Annotated in this window: 12 protein-coding genes; 8 read left to right on the forward strand and 4 right to left on the reverse strand. The window is 64.8% G+C overall.

Going from position 1 to position 11,618, the window contains the following annotated elements:
* Positions 1-277: response regulator transcription factor (locus tag Q4E95_RS08160; RefSeq protein ID WP_303382829.1), on the reverse strand; the 277-nt coding region annotated here is incomplete at its 3' end.
* A 447-nt stretch (positions 278-724) separates the two neighbouring features.
* On the opposite strand from Q4E95_RS08160, the gene Q4E95_RS08165 reads away from it, so the two are divergent.
* Both Q4E95_RS08165 and Q4E95_RS08170 read left to right on the forward strand, forming a co-directional pair.
* Positions 725-1,678 carry a sensor histidine kinase gene (locus Q4E95_RS08165; RefSeq protein ID WP_303382830.1) on the forward strand — a complete coding sequence of 318 codons (954 nt, stop codon included), beginning with the start codon at positions 725-727 and terminating at the stop codon, positions 1,676-1,678.
* The gene (locus tag Q4E95_RS08170) at positions 1,671-2,033 is read left to right on the forward strand and encodes an MGMT family protein (RefSeq protein WP_303382831.1); all 363 of its coding nucleotides are present in this window, start codon (positions 1,671-1,673) and stop codon (positions 2,031-2,033) included. The genes Q4E95_RS08165 and Q4E95_RS08170 overlap by 8 nt, the downstream gene beginning before the upstream one ends.
* Before the next feature lie 25 nt (positions 2,034-2,058).
* On the opposite strand, the gene Q4E95_RS08175 is transcribed toward Q4E95_RS08170, so the two are convergent.
* Positions 2,059-3,030, reverse strand: coding sequence for a phosphoribosylaminoimidazolesuccinocarboxamide synthase (locus tag Q4E95_RS08175; RefSeq protein ID WP_303382832.1), 972 nt, complete (start codon positions 3,028-3,030; stop codon positions 2,059-2,061).
* Positions 3,027-4,322 carry a phosphoribosylamine--glycine ligase gene (gene purD, locus Q4E95_RS08180; protein WP_303382833.1) on the reverse strand — a complete coding sequence of 432 codons (1,296 nt, stop codon included), beginning with the start codon at positions 4,320-4,322 and terminating at the stop codon, positions 3,027-3,029. Before purD ends, Q4E95_RS08175 begins: the two co-directional genes overlap by 4 nt.
* Before the next feature lie 71 nt (positions 4,323-4,393).
* Here purD and Q4E95_RS08185 point away from each other — a divergent pair, with 71 nt between their 5' ends.
* The 5 genes from Q4E95_RS08185 to purM all read left to right on the forward strand — a co-directional run bounded on the left by Q4E95_RS08185 (position 4,394) and on the right by purM (position 8,959).
* A complete protein-coding gene (locus Q4E95_RS08185; protein ID WP_303382834.1) occupies positions 4,394-5,395 on the forward strand; it encodes an asparaginase in 1,002 nt (333 codons plus the stop codon).
* 61 nt (positions 5,396-5,456) lie between these two features.
* On the forward strand, positions 5,457-5,822 hold the full coding sequence (locus tag Q4E95_RS08190; protein ID WP_303382835.1) for a sterol carrier family protein: 366 nt from the start codon (positions 5,457-5,459) through the stop codon (positions 5,820-5,822).
* Between the two features lie 78 nt (positions 5,823-5,900).
* On the forward strand, positions 5,901-6,242 hold the full coding sequence (locus Q4E95_RS08195; RefSeq protein WP_303382836.1) for a hypothetical protein: 342 nt from the start codon (positions 5,901-5,903) through the stop codon (positions 6,240-6,242).
* A gap of 12 nt (positions 6,243-6,254) precedes the next feature.
* The gene (purF, locus tag Q4E95_RS08200) at positions 6,255-7,799 is read left to right on the forward strand and encodes an amidophosphoribosyltransferase (protein WP_303382837.1); all 1,545 of its coding nucleotides are present in this window, start codon (positions 6,255-6,257) and stop codon (positions 7,797-7,799) included.
* On the forward strand, positions 7,796-8,959 hold the full coding sequence (gene purM, locus Q4E95_RS08205) for a phosphoribosylformylglycinamidine cyclo-ligase (RefSeq protein ID WP_303382838.1): 1,164 nt from the start codon (positions 7,796-7,798) through the stop codon (positions 8,957-8,959). Before purF ends, purM begins: the two co-directional genes overlap by 4 nt.
* Before the next feature lie 185 nt (positions 8,960-9,144).
* On the opposite strand, the gene Q4E95_RS08210 is transcribed toward purM, so the two are convergent.
* Complete coding sequence (locus Q4E95_RS08210; RefSeq protein ID WP_031273197.1) at positions 9,145-9,345, reverse strand: DUF3073 domain-containing protein; 201 nt, start codon at positions 9,343-9,345, stop codon at positions 9,145-9,147.
* A 349-nt stretch (positions 9,346-9,694) separates the two neighbouring features.
* Here Q4E95_RS08210 and Q4E95_RS08215 point away from each other — a divergent pair, with 349 nt between their 5' ends.
* Positions 9,695-11,530 carry a BCCT family transporter gene (locus tag Q4E95_RS08215; protein WP_303382839.1) on the forward strand — a complete coding sequence of 612 codons (1,836 nt, stop codon included), beginning with the start codon at positions 9,695-9,697 and terminating at the stop codon, positions 11,528-11,530.
* The last annotated feature ends 88 nt before the right edge of the window (positions 11,531-11,618 follow it).

Here is an 11,618-nt window from a genome sequence, read left to right on the forward strand (position 1 = left end):
TGGTGAGCGCAAGGACTCTGCTACGTGGCGCTTGTCGAACGATTTGTGCTGTGGCCTCGATCCCATCCATTCCGGGCATCCGGATGTCCATGAGCACTACATCGGGGTCCAGCTCTAAACACTTCTGAACGGCTTCAGCCCCCTCGGAGGCTTCACCCAAAACCTGAAATCCTGGCTCGGCATCAAATAGGTTTCGCAACGCATCGCGCATGAGCGGGTGGTCATCAACCAATATAAGGGTGCACAAACTCATATTTTGATCATAAACTGATCGCATGAACTCACCTCACACCATTTCCCCCCTCCATACTGACCAAACCGGAGCCGCAAAAAGTTTCAAGCAGGCTCTCGCAGCAACTCTGATCGCCTGCTCCCTGTTGTTCACCGTGGGAGGCCCCGCATTGGCCGCTCAGCAGGGCCCCGCCGAAAGGGGCCCGGGCAGCGCCCTTTGCCGCTACATCCCCCAGCTCTGTGGCGGGTGGTAATCGCCACATCCACCGGATCTACCTCAGTGCGGGAGGGCTTCGGCCGCACCAGTCCACTGCCTGTCTGGCTTCGCGTCACATTGGTTCTCTACGCGGCAATTGGCCTTTTCGACGATCTCCGAGCACTAGACCCAGCGACCTACGCTGCATCCACGATGATTCTAGTGGCCGTTCAGATGACACTCGGTTACGTGTCATTAGCTCTGATTGCGTGGCGTCCGGGCGTTGCAAGTGCGTTGATGCCAGTTCCTCTGGTTCTGGCATTGTTCACCCACAACTACGCCTCCACGCTTATCTGCGCGGTGATTGTCACGGTGGCCACCGTGAGCATGTTGCCGCGCATGTTAACCATGGTCTACAGCTTGGCCCTCGCAGCCTGGATCATTACGGCCGTCGTAGTGGAAAGCACCACGGACGCCCTGTGGATCATGGGAACACCCTTGGTGATCGGGGTGATGATCGGGGTAGCGTTGCGGTTTTTCGTCGTCCAGCATCGGGAGAACAAGGCCCGCCTGAGGAGCGTCGAGGCCGCACACCAGCAGCTCCGTGAACAGGAACGCTTGGAACTTGCCCGTGATCTGCACGACGTGGTGGCTCACGAACTCACCCTTGTGACCATGCAGGCAGCAGGCTCCCACCGGCAGAAGGATCCCGCGGTATTGCACGAAACCATCTCCACCATGGAGAATGCGGCCCGGTCCGGCCTCCAAGAACTGCGTACCCTGCTGCACATTCTGCGCGAGTCTCCGGGGGCCGTGAGCAGGAATGACAACTCATCCGGTCTGACCACCGGCTCCTTGAAGAACCTGATGGCGTCCCTCACCGCGAGTCTCAGCGCAGCTGGCTTTTCGGTCACCGTGAACGTCCACAACGGTTTCGACAAGCTGCCCACTACCGTGCGCGGCACGGCGGCGCGCATTCTGCAGGAAGCAACCACCAACATCATTAAATACGCGCCGGCCGGCTCGGACTGCCTGTTGTTCCTTGCCCTGGATGCCAATGTGGTACTCATCCGTACGGAGAACCAGCTCCAGCACTCATCCGGGGTCAGCTCTGACGAGTATCCCCTCACGTCCGGTTACGGGTTGCATGGGATCCAGGAACGCGTGGCACTGCTCAACGGGGATGCCACCTACGGGCCGGACCACGGCCGCTGGGTCTTGGACGTGCGGATCCCGTTCGCTAATGCATGAGCCAGCGGCGCCCCTGTCCGGCGATGACGCCGCACGAGCCGTCCGCCGTGTAGTGCTCGCGATGCCACCCGGGACGGTGTTGTCCTACGGTGATCTCGCCGAACTCGCCGGGCTCAGTTCCCCGCGGCTGGCCGCTCGCATCCTCTCGCGCGGTCTCGCCGGTGACGACGTCGCCTGGTGGCGGATCGTGCGCGCGGACGGTTCCCTGCCGGATCACCTCCAGATCGCGGCCCGCGAGCACTACCTGGCGGAGGGGACCCCGCTCAAGAACACGGATGCTCACCTCGTGCAGGTGGCGATGCGAATCGCCCGCTGGGACGATCCCCCGGAATTCTTCCCGGGCCCCCAGGAATGAGCACGCCGGGCGGAAAATCCCGGCCTCAGTACTCCGCGGGACCCGCAACCTCGAAGAACGGGCCCTTGGGCTCGAACACTCGCCCGGTGAGCCGCTCGTAGGCTTCCACGTACCGCGCGCGCGTCTTCTCGACCACGTCTGCGGGAAGTTCCGGAACGGGGCCGTTACCGTCCCACCCGGACTCTTCGGATCGCAACCAGTCACGGACGTATTGCTTGTCGAACGAGGGCTGGGCCTGACCCGGCCTGTAGGTCTCCGCATCCCAGAACCGGGAGGAGTCCGGGGTCAGTACCTCGTCACCCAGGGTGATGGCGCCCCGGTAGGAGTCCAGCCCGAACTCCATTTTGGTGTCGGCCACGATGATGCCGCGCTCGCGTGCGATTTCCTCGGCCTCCGCATAAATGTTGAGCGACAACTCGCGTAAGCGGTCCGCCACCGCGTTACCCACGACATCGGCCATTTCCTGGAAGGTGATGGGCTCGTCGTGTTCGCCCAGTTCGGCCTTGCCGGTCGGGGTGAAAATGGGGCCCTCAAGTCGATCTCCGTCTCCCAGTCCCTCGGGCAGCTCCACGCCGCAGACCGATCCCGATGCCTTGTAGTCCTTGAGGCCCGAACCGGTCAGATAACCGCGCACAATGTTCTCAACCGGGAACATGGACAGGTTTTTACAGATCACCGCACGGCCGCGCACCGATTCGTGAACGTCGGTCGTGAGAATGTGATTGGGGATGCCCGAGAGCTGCTCGAACCACCACAGGGACAATTGATTCAAAATGACGCCCTTGTCCGGAATCTCGGTGGGCAGCACCTGATCGAACGCGGAGATCCGGTCACTCGCGAGGACCAAGACGGACCCGGCGCGGTACTCGGCGTTGTCGTTGATGGCAACCCCGGTGGCGCGCAGGCGGGATTCGTCCGGTACGTAAAGTTCACGGACCTTACCCGTATAGGCATGCTTCCAGCCGGGAATCTCGGGCGGTGCGGAATGCTCACTCATGCTTGTTCCTCAGCTGTGGTCGGGAGGGTGACGCGCCCCTCGGCGGCCGCGAGCGCAATGTCACCGCGGTAGTGCCCACCGGGGAGGGAGATCAATTCCATCCCACGATAAACACGCTCACGTGCTTCTGCGAGGTCCGCGCCGTGGGACACCACGGCCAGTACGCGGCCACCCGCGGACACGATATCCCCCGCAGTGCCGGCGGCGGTGCCCGCGTGGATCACCTGAGTCTCGGCCACGGAGTCGACCCGGTCCAGACCACCGATGGGGTCACCCTTGCGCGGAGCTCCAGGGTAGTTCTGCGCCGCGAGCACCACGGTCACTGAGGCGCCCGGCTTCCACTGCAGGGCTCGGTCCTCGGAGAGGCGGCCCGCGGCGGCGTCGAGCATGAGCTCGCCCAGCGGGGACTCGAGCATGGCCAGCACGGACTGGGTCTCGGGGTCTCCGAAGCGCGCGTTGAATTCAATGACCTGGATGCCGCGCTGGGTGACCGCGAGGCCGCAGTAGAGAACACCCACGAAGGGTGTGCCGCGGCGTCGTAACTCGGCCACCACGGGACGGGCCACACGCTCGACGACCTCGTCCGTGAAGCCCTCGGGCAACCAATCCAGGGGCGTGTAGGCCCCCATGCCGCCCGTGTTGGGGCCCTGGTCGTTGTCGCGTACGCGCTTGAAGTCCTGCGCGGGGAGCAACGGAACCACGCGCTCGCCGTCCGTGAGGACGAACAAGGAGACCTCGGGGCCGTCCAGGAATTCCTCGATCACCACGGCTCCGCCGGCCTCGATGCACTCGCGAGCGTGGGCTTCCGCGCGGTCGGTTTCGTGGGTGACCACCACGCCCTTGCCCGCAGCCAGGCCGTCGTCCTTGACCACGTGCGGTGCGCCGAATTCCGCAAGCGCTTCGCGGACCTCTGCCATGTCCGAGGTGGCCACGGCGCGTGCCGTGGGGACGTTTGCCGCGGCCATGATCTCCTTGGCGAACGCCTTGGAGCCCTCGATGTGCGCGGCGTCCTTGGAGGGCCCGAACACCGGGAACCCGGCCTCGCGCAGGGCATCGCCCACGCCCGCGACCAGTGGAGCCTCGGGGCCCACCACCACGAGATCCGCGCGCAGTTCGCGAGCCAGCTCGGTGACCGCTCGGGGGTCCTGAGCGTTCACGGCGTGCACGGGAACGTCCCGGGCGATCCCGGCGTTACCGGGCGCGGAGTGGACTTCACCGACCTTGGGATCCGTCAGCAGGGACTTGATTATCGCGTGTTCTCGGCCGCCTGGGCCCACCACCAAAACCTTCACGTGCTCAGCGTATCGGCACCGGGTACACCTACTCCAACGTTTCCCGTGATCGCGCTGACATACTGGGTTGCATGCACACTTTCAGTTCTGAACAGGCCGTTGATCTCGCAGAAGTGGAGCGCAGCGGGTTCGTGGAGTCCCGGCACCGCGGCTCGGCCGTGGTGCTGGCTCCCGACGGTTCCGTGGCCCTGTCCTTGGGTGCCCCGGACGAACTGATCTTCCCCCGTTCCACGCTCAAACCGTTCCAGGCCATTGCGTCCATGAAGGCCGGTGCCCCGCTGCGTGGAGGTCAGGTGGCCATTGCTGCGGCCTCCCACACGGGTACCTTCGATCACCTGGATGCGGTCAGCTCCATCCTCAAAGCAGCGGGCCTGACCCCCGACGCGTTGCAGTGCCCGCAGGACTGGCCCCAGGACGAGGACACCCGCGCTTGGTTGATCCGCACCGAGCGCGGCAAGAACCGCATGTGCATGAACTGCTCCGGCAAGCACGCGGCGTTCCTGTGGGCCTGCGTGGTCAACGAGTGGCCCCTGGACAGTTACCTGGATCCACAGCATCCGCTGCAGAAGCTCGTGGTCGAGACCATCGAGGATTTTTCCGGCGAACAGGCCCAGCACGTGGGCATCGACGGCTGCGGCGCACCGCTGACGGCGCTCACCCTCACCGGGTTGGCCCGCATGTACTCCACGCTGGGTCGCGCTGCACGCAACATCCAGGCGGACGCCCGCGCCGCCACGGTCGCTACCTCCATGCTCGACTACCCCGAATACGTCCAGGGTCCCGGCCGCTCGAACACCGTGATCATGGAGGAGCTGGATGTGATCACCAAGCTCGGCGCGGAGGGCGTGCTGGGCCTGGGAACCCGGGGCGGCTGGTCCGTGGCCATCAAGATGCTCGACGGTTCCTCCCGCGCCAATGCGCTGGTGGGCCTCACACTTCTCGCCCAGGTGGGTGCCATTTCCGCCGACGACGCCGCTCGCGTCCTGGACAAGGTGCTGCACCCGATTACCGGAGCCGGGAAACCCGTGGGCGCCATCAAGCTCGCGCGTCCCGTTCTGGACCTGTTCAACTGACCGGCACTGCTCGACAGATCCGCACCGACCGAGCCGCGACTATTTCTGGAGGCACCGCGCCGTGAGCGTGCGTCGCAAGATCAACCCCGCAGACGGCACCCTGGCCCTGGCCCGGTGGCGCCAGGACCCCGATGCATCACCGCGCAAGACCACGGCCTTGGCGGTGCGCTACTGCTTGGAAGAACTGGCCACCCGCGCCGAAGGAAACTCCGTGGAAGTGCGGGTACCTCCCTTCGGCGTGACCCAGTGCGTGGCCGGGCCCCGCCACACCCGCGGCACGCCCCCGAACGTGGTGGAAACAGACGCCCTCACGTGGCTTCGCCTGGCCACCGGACAACTCGAATGGGCGGGCGCCGTGGCGGACGGGACCGTGGCGGCGTCGGGAACCCGGACCGATCTCTCCGACTGGCTGCCGCTGTTCGACTGAAGTGATTGCCAGCGAATCCTCGGCGCTCACCAGCCCGCAAATACCGCGGGCAGGTGAACCCGCGATAGCCTGGAACCCATGAGTTCCGTGTCCAACAACACCCCCGAACCCGCACCCGACGAGCCCTCGCGCGCAACGAGAATGACCATCCGCCGCGCGCCCAATCTGCTCGCGTTCCTCATCACCGGCGCCATTCTGGGCGCGGTCGGGGGGTTTCTGTTCGGGCTCCTGGGCCCCGAGTCCCAGTACTACACGCGCGGCGCCATCGCGGGTTTCTTCCTGGTCATCGGCCTGGTGATCGGCGCGGGAGTGGGCTCGGTGGTGTCTTTGATCATCGACCGCGTTTCGCTCAAGCGCACCCGCAATGTCACCGCACACATTGATGACGTGCATGAAAGTGGTGACCGCCCCGGATCGTGAGACACTGCTGTGGTGGTTCGATCCGATGGAAAACTCACTCATGACCTCTTCCCCGGTGAAAAAGGCCCCCAGGACGCGTGCGGCGTTTTCGGCGTGTGGGCCCCCGGCGAGGATGTAGCCAAACTTTCATATTACGGGCTGTACGCGTTGCAGCACCGCGGGCAGGAGTCCGCGGGCATTGCCACGTCCGGTGGCGACCGGATCTCGGTCTACAAGGACATGGGGTTGGTGTCCCAGGTCTTTGACGAGACCACGCTGAACACCCTCCAGGGGCACGTGGCCGTGGGCCACTGCCGCTACTCCACCACGGGCGGGTCCCACTGGGCCAACGCGCAGCCCACCCTGGGTGCCACCCCGCACGGAACCGTGGCACTTGCGCACAACGGCAACCTGACGAATTCCGCTGAGCTGTACGACCAGCTCATCGACAAGTCGGGGTTCCCGTCCCGCGGTGAAATGGCCCAGGGCAACACCACGGACACGGCGCTGATCACGGCGCTGCTGGCCGAGCATCCGCATGGTTCCCTCGAGGATGCCGCCATGCACCTGCTGCCCAGGCTCACCGGTTCCTTCTGCCTGTCCTTCATGGACGAGACCACGCTGTACGCCGCTCGCGACCCCCAGGGCATCCGCCCGCTGGTGCTGGGCCGTTTGGAGCGCGGCTGGGTGGTCGCCTCCGAAACGGCTGCCCTGGACATCGTGGGCGCATCGCTGGTGCGCGAGATCGAACCGGGTGAATTCATTGCCGTGGACGAGAACGGCCTGCGGACCCGCCGCTTTGCGGAGACCAAGCGCGCCGGTTGCGTGTTCGAGTACGTGTACCTGGCCCGCCCGGACACCACCATCAACGGGCGCTCGGTCTACGAATCCCGCGTGGAAATGGGCCGCCAGTTGGCCCGCGAGCACGCGGTTGAAGCGGACCTGGTCATGCCCACCCCCGAATCCGGCACCCCGGCCGCTATTGGCTACGCGGAAGCCTCGGGCATTCCGTTCGGTCACGGCCTGGTCAAGAACTCCTACGTGGGCCGCACGTTCATCCAACCCTCGGACACCATCCGGCAGCTGGGCATCCGGCTCAAACTGAATCCGTTGCGCTCGATCGTCGCCGGTAAGAAGCTGATCGTCGTGGACGACTCGATCGTGCGCGGCAACACCCAGCGTGCCCTGGTGCGGATGCTGCGCGAGGCCGGGGCGGCGGAGATCCACATTCGGATCTCCTCACCGCCCATCAAATGGCCGTGCTTCTACGGCATTGACTTTGCCTCCCGCGCGGAACTGATCGCCAACGGGCTTGCCGTGGAGGACATCCGGGCATCCCTGGGGGCCGATTCGCTGGGGTACATTTCCCATGACGGCATGGTCGAAGCCACCAAGCAGCCCCGGGAGATCCTGTGTACGGCATGCTTCTCCGGCGAGTACCCCACTCCCCTGCCCGAGGCCGACAAGCTCGGCAAAGCCGTGCTCGAAGCTCCGGGTAGCTCAGCGCCGTCGTCGACGGTCCGGGAACCGAACGAGACCGAACCCCACATCCCTGCCACCCAGGAGAACAGCGCATGAGCAACATCCAAGACGGCGCCGGTGCCCAGTCCGTGACCTACGCGAGCGCCGGAGTGGACGTTGAAGCCGGCGATCGCGCCGTGGAACTCATGAAGTCCGCGGTCAAAGCCACTCACTCGGCCAAGGTGATCGGCGGCGTGGGGGGATTCGCCGGACTGTACGACGTCTCGGAGCTCACCAAGTACCGCAAGCCCTACCTGGCGACCTCCACGGACGGCGTGGGCACCAAGGTGGCCATTGCCCAGAGCCTGGACATCCACGACACCATTGGCTGGGACCTGGTGGGCATGGTCGTGGACGACATCGTGGTGGTGGGCGCCAAGCCGCTGTTCATGACTGACTACATTGCCACGGGCAAGGTGGTTCCCGAGCGTATCGCGGACATCGTGCGTGGCATTGCGTCCGCGTGCGACGCCGCCGGGACCTCCCTGGTCGGCGGCGAGACCGCCGAGCACCCGGGCCTTCTGGCTCCGGACGAGTACGACGTGGCCGGGGCGGCCACCGGCGTGATCGAGGCCGATGAGCTACTCGGCCCGGACCGTGTGCAGGCCGGTGACGTGATCATCGGCATGGCTTCTTCCGGCATCCACTCCAACGGGTACTCCCTGGTGCGCCGGGTCATCAATGTGGCCGGCTGGCAGCTGGAGCGTCAAGTCTCCGAACTCGGCCGCACCCTGGGCGAGGAACTGCTCGAGCCCACGCGCGTCTACACCGCCGATGTCCTGGATCTGGCCCGGACCTTCCCCGTCAACGGTCAGGACGGGCAGACGGGTCACGGTGTACGGGGTTTCTCACACGTGACCGGCGGTGGTTTGGCCGCCAACCTGGCCCGCGTGCTCCCCTCGGGGTTGCAAGCCACCGTGGACCGTTCCACGTGGGAACTGCCGGCCATTTTCCAACTGGTCGGTCAGCTGGGCAACGTTCCCCTACCGGATCTGGAGCGCACCCTCAATCTGGGAGTGGGCATGGTCGCCATTGTGGATCCCTCGGTGGCGGACGCCGCCGTGGAGCACCTCAACAAGCGCGGCGTGAATTCCTGGCTCATGGGCGAAGTGCGCCCCGTGGATCCCGCCGCTCGGCACGCAGGGTCGGACTGGGTGCAAGGCGCCAAGGGCGTGGACGGCGGCGGCGTGCTCATGACGGGCTCGTACGCCAACTGATCGTTCCCGGTCCTGCACAACAACAAGATGAACGCACAAGGAACCGCCCCAACCACTAGTGGTGTGGGGCGGTTCCTTGTGGAGTACAACGTCCTGGGACCCGAAACATGGTGCTCCACGTTCGCGTGACGCATGCGTTGTGCTGGAGGTGACGCGGGCCTCAGTGGGTGTCCGCGTGAACCAGATCAGTCATAGTCGGAGTACTTCTCCGCGTAGGCCGAGTAATCATCTTCTTCCTCGTGACGATCCTCGTGGTCTACGGCTCGGGAGGACGGTTTGTTGGACCGCAGCTCGCGCTGCAGCGCCGAGTAGTCGGTTTGCGGGCTGAAGTACTTCATCTCCCGCGCCTGCCGTGTCGCCTTCGCCTTTTGACGGCCGCGCCCCATGGCGTGACCCCCTCTGCGTCTCGTGTCCGATGGGCGGCACCGTATCAACGCACTGCGCACACAGTACGGCCCCGGAGTATCTTGTCAGTTTTTCGTAGGTCCAGGTTACATGCTTTTACCCGCCCTTGCTGACGAGCGCTTCATCACATGACAAGAATCCCTTTACACGGTCTCGATCGTTGCAAACGCGTGCTAAAACGGCCACTCCGGGCAGCAAATCCACGGTGTTGATGAACACACTTACCTTTCATCCGACCTGCGCGGGCCCATCTGCGGGCGGCCGGCCGCTAAGGTATTACGGTCCGGGCGGCCGACGCCGCCACCTTCAGTTCAGAACGCAGGTTCCGTTATGAGCTCCTCGTCCCGCCCGGTTGCCGGACCCGACGACGCCACCGCAAGTTATCCCCACGACACTCACCCGGGTCTGGTTCCGGGTGTTTCCGTGGAGGAGCAGCGCGTCCGCTACCGCACCGACAAGATCACCTTCGGTGTGGCTGGGGCGCTGATCGTGGGTTTCGTGGTGTGGGGTGCGGTGTCCACCGAAACCTTGACGCAGGTCGCCTCGAGCGCACTGACCGGTGTGGTTACGTACGGCGGCTGGATCTTCACGTTGCTGGCCGCCGTGGTGCTGTTGTTCCTGCTCTACGTGGGTTTCTCCCGCTACGGCAAGATTCCCCTGGGCAAGGACGGTGAAGCACCCGCCTACTCCATGGGGTCCTGGATCGCGATGCTGTTCGCCGCCGGAATGGGCGTGGGCTTGATCTTCTTCGGCGTCTACGAGCCGATCACCTATTACATGACTCCCCCGCCGGGCCGCGCGGAAGCGGAGACATACCAGGCCATGCACTCTGCAATGGCTCAAACCATTTTCCATTGGGGTTTGCAGGCGTGGGCCATCTACGCGCTGGTGGGGGCCGCCGTGGGTTACGCCGCCTATCGTCGCGGTCGCCCGTTGTTGATGTCCGCCATTTTCGGTCAGCGGGCGCACCTGACCGTGGGCGGCCGACTGATCGACACCTTCGCCATTGTTGGCATCCTGTTCGCAACCTCCGCGTCCCTGGGTCTGGGAACCCTGCAGATCGGCAGCGGTCTGCAGATCATCACCGGGATAGGCGAAGTGGGCAATGGCCTGTTGATCGCCATCATTGCCATTCTGACCTGCGTGTTCTTGATTTCGGCGGTCTCCGGTGTGGCCAAGGGCATCCGTCGACTCTCCAACTTCAACATGGTCCTGGCCGCCATCGTGGCGTTCTTCCTGTTCGTGGCCGGCCCCACCGTATTCCTGTTGAACTTCATTCCGTCCGTGGTGGGCACGTACTTCGGTGAGATGTTCCAAATGATCTCGATGTCCGCGTCCTGGGGCCCGGAGGCCGAAGAATTCATGCGTTACTGGACCCTGTTCTACTGGGCCTGGTGGGTTTCCTGGGCACCCTTTGTCGGCACCTTCGTGGCCCGCATCTCACGCGGCCGCACCCTGCGCCAGTACGTGACCGTGGTGCTGTTGGCGCCCACCCTGATTTGCGTGCTCGCATTCTCGATCTTCGGTGGCACGGCCATCTGGCTGCAGCGCTCCGGCACCGACATCGCCAGTGCCGCCTCTCCCGAGGCGATGCTCTTCCTGATGCTGGATGCCCTGCCCCTCAGCCAGATCACGCCCATCGTGATCATCATTCTGTTGGCCGTTTTCTTCATCACTTCCGCGGACTCAGCGACCCTGGTCATGGCCTCCATGTCCCAGCAGGGCAAGCCGCATCCGGACAAGAAGATCACCATCTTCTGGGGTCTGGCGTTGGCCGGTGTGTCCTCGATCATGCTCCTGGTGGGAGGTTCGGACGCGTTGCAGGGACTTCAGGACCTGGTGACCGTGGCGGCGTTGCCGTTCGCGGTCATCCTGTTGGCCCTGATCCCCGCGTTCCTGCGGGATCTGAGTACCGATCCCATGAGCTTGCGCCACCGCTACGCCCGCAAGGCGCTGGACAACGCGGTGCGCCAGGGAATGGATCAGCACGGCGACGATTTCGCCATCGAGATCCGCCAGGAGAAGGGCCCGGCCGCCGCCGGCCGCGACATGGACTCCACCTCGGAGCGCATGAGCTCCTGGTACCAGCGCACCGACGAGGACGATCGACCCGTGGACTACGACTACCGCGAAGATCGGTATGTGGAGGACGAACCCGGCCGGTAAGGTCCCCATCCGAGAAGAACGCGCCGGTGGCTTCCCTTGTCAGGGCGCCACCGGCGCGGTGTTTCATCGGGGAGGCCGGGCCGACGCC

It is taken from the genome of Kocuria sp. (genome assembly GCF_030536815.1).
Taxonomy (GTDB): domain Bacteria; phylum Actinomycetota; class Actinomycetes; order Actinomycetales; family Micrococcaceae; genus Kocuria; species Kocuria gwangalliensis.